The sequence below is a fragment of the Pseudomonas eutrophicaquae genome, assembly GCF_023544715.1.
GTDB lineage: Bacteria > Pseudomonadota > Gammaproteobacteria > Pseudomonadales > Pseudomonadaceae > Geopseudomonas.
Genome location: NZ_JAMJEZ010000058.1, coordinates 1 through 1,058 on the forward strand (window position 1 = coordinate 1; position 1,058 = coordinate 1,058).

Sequence of the window (1,058 nt, forward strand, 5' to 3'; positions counted from 1 at the left end):
CCTCTAAAAACTCACGATAACGGATTTTATCGTCACTTTTTCAGGGGATGAGGAAGCGGCAAGCCCGGTCGTTGAGTCGTGAGCAAGATGGCCTCTTTCGGCCCAGAGTGTGTAAAAACACTTTCTTATCTTGCGTGCTTCAGCCCATTGCTCCTGGGCGTGGCGATTTCCCGATTATTTACCACGATCAGCGCCGGTAACGCTTCAGAGCGCGTATGAAGCGCTTTGGCACCTCTTGGGGCAGTAAAAGCTGGGCTTTTACGCCGCCATCGCCTTCAACAAGCCTTCGGTGCCGATGATTTTCATCACCCGCTTCAAGTTGTAGGCGAGCACATTCAAGCTCATTTCTGCGCTCACCCCATTCAGTTTTCGAGTCAGGAAGTGCGTTGCTCCCATCCATTGTTTGAGCGTCCCGAAGGGATGCTCAACAGTCCGCTTCCGAACCGGCATCATCTCCGGTGCTTGGTTCAGCCGGTGTTGCATTTCCTCCAGCACCGCTTCATGTTCCCAGCGCCTTACTCGACGATTTGTGCTTGGCGTGCACTGGGTTTTCAGCGCGCAACTCTGGCACTTTGAACTCCAGTAACAGTGCATATTCATGCCTTTCTCAACGCTGGAGAATCGCCAAATCAGTGCCTCTCCAGCCGGGCATGTATATTCGTTTTTCGTCGCGTCATAAACGAAGGCATCTTTGTTGAACCGGCCATCAGCCTTGGCGCTTGAAGTCATCGGCTTTGGCACATAAGCGGTGATGTTTGCATCGTGACAGGCGAGGATTTCTTCACCCTTGAAGTAGCCTCGGTCGGCGACTACCGACAATGTTTCTGCGCCAATGGCTTCCCTAGCTTGCTTGGCCATCGAGCTGAGTTGGTCGCGGTCAGAACCTCTGTTGGTGACCTCATGAGCAACAATCAAATGGTGCTGCGTATCGACCGCCGTCTGCACGTTGTAGCCGACGATACCGCTGCCGCGCGTCATCATCGAACGGGCATCCGGGTCGGTCAGCGAAACCTGTTTGTCAGGGGAATCGTTGAGCTGAGTTTCGATCCCTTGAAGCT

The 1,058-nt window shown here is 53.6% G+C and carries 1 pseudogene; it reads right to left on the bottom strand.

Annotated elements, in window-relative coordinates:
* Window positions 1-258: 258 nt before the first annotated feature.
* Window positions 259-1,058 (bottom strand): annotated as a pseudogene (locus tag MXC11_RS12115) (IS1182-like element ISPmo1 family transposase); the annotation flags it as partial.